We start from the raw sequence: 1,747 nt of genomic DNA on the forward strand, positions 1-1,747 counted from the left end.
ATTTCCATGGTGATCACCTTTTATCCTCTGCTCAAGAGTTAAGCAGAATAAGTAAAGCACCTGGGTCAATTTTGGATCGGCAGAACTAGCTGTAGTGGGTCAGTTTTCGGTCGGCGTCAACAGCAATGAAACTCTTAGACCTACCCGAATCTTCTGCAGATGCGCCTGCTTTTGATTCTGCTTTAGCGTGCCTGATTATGCTGGCGCGCTTTCATCAAGTGGCGATCGAGCCTGAACAAATTAAGCATCAGTTTGCGGGTGAATCGGGCCTGTTAAGTGAATCCGATGTATTGCGTGCAGCCAAACAGTCTGGCTTAAAAGCCAAGGCGGTTGATACCCATTTTGATCGTTTGGATCGCACTCCTTTGCCCGCGATGGCACAGCGCGTGGATGGCAGCTGGGTGATTTTGGCTAAGGTCGATGCCAATAGCGATCCTGCCGTGTTATTCCATGATCCACAAAGCGGGCGGCCACAGTCTTGCTCTAAAGAAGAGTGGCAGGCTTTATGGTCTGGGCGGCTGATTTTGTTTACTTCCCGTGCCAGTTTGGCAGGCGATTTAGCCCGTTTTGATTTTTCATGGTTTATCCCTGCTGTGGTGAAGTATCGAAAGTTGCTCGGCGAAGTGCTGTTGGTGTCGTTTTTCTTGCAGCTCTTGGCTTTGGCTACGCCGCTGTTTTTTCAGGTGGTGATGGATAAAGTGCTGGTACACCATGGCGTGACAACCTTGGATGTGATTGCCATTGGCCTCTTGGTGATTTCTTTGTTTGAAGTGGGGATGACTGGGCTGCGTACTTATGTCTTTAGCCACACCACCAATCGGATTGATGTGGAGTTGGGTGCTAAGTTGTTTCGCCATTTGCTGGCCTTGCCTCTGGCTTATTTTCAGGCACGGCGAGTAGGGGATTCAGTGGCGCGGGTACGCGAGCTAGAAAACATCCGTAATTTCCTGACTGGCCAAGCGCTGACTTCGGTGCTGGATCTGTTCTTCTCTGTGGTGTTTCTGGCGGTGATGGCTTACTACAGCTGGTGGCTCACCTTAATTGTGCTGGTGTCTTTGCCCTGCTATATCGGCCTATCGGTATTGATTACCCCGGTATTAAAAGCCCGCTTAGATGAGAAATTTGCCCGTGGTGCGGAGAATCAATCCTTCTTAGTAGAAATGGTGAGTGGGATTGAAACGGTTAAATCGATGGCGGTAGAGCCGCAAGTTACTCGCCGCTGGGATCAGCAGTTGGCGGCTTATGTGTCGGCAGGTTTTAAAGTAGCCAACCTCGCCAATATCGGCAGTCAAGGTGTCAACCTTATTCAAAAAATCGTCACCGTGGCCACCATGTGGCTGGGGGCGAAGCTGGTGATTGAAGGGAAGTTGACGGTAGGTCAGCTTATTGCTTTCAATATGCTGGCAGGCCGCGTGGCGAGCCCTGTTATGCGTTTGGCGCAGCTGTGGCAGGATTTTCAGCAGGTGGGTATCTCGATGCAGCGCTTGGGGGACATCTTAAATACCCGTAGTGAAATTAATCAGAGCCGGGCGCAATTGCCTGCCATTATTGGCCAGATTGAATTTGATCAAGTACATTTTCGCTACCGTGCAGATGGCCCGGAAATCTTGCGTGGCATTAATTTACCTGATTATGTCTCTTGCTCAACCTCCTTGCTCAAACCACCTAAAAGGCCTAAGGTGAACGAACGTTCTTTTTTGGAGTGGTCGTCATGGCAATCAACCCAATCCAGATGCAAAAGGGGCTG

Annotated in this window: 1 protein-coding gene; it reads left to right on the forward strand. The window is 50.0% G+C overall.

The features are described from left to right. Window positions 1-125: 125 nt before the first annotated feature. On the forward strand, window positions 126-1,747 hold a 1,622-nt coding region (locus R6242_RS22175), incomplete at its 3' end, for an ABC transporter transmembrane domain-containing protein (protein ID WP_318431059.1).

The sequence above is a fragment of the Iodobacter sp. CM08 genome (assembly GCF_033446605.1).
Lineage (GTDB): Bacteria > Pseudomonadota > Gammaproteobacteria > Burkholderiales > Chitinibacteraceae > Iodobacter.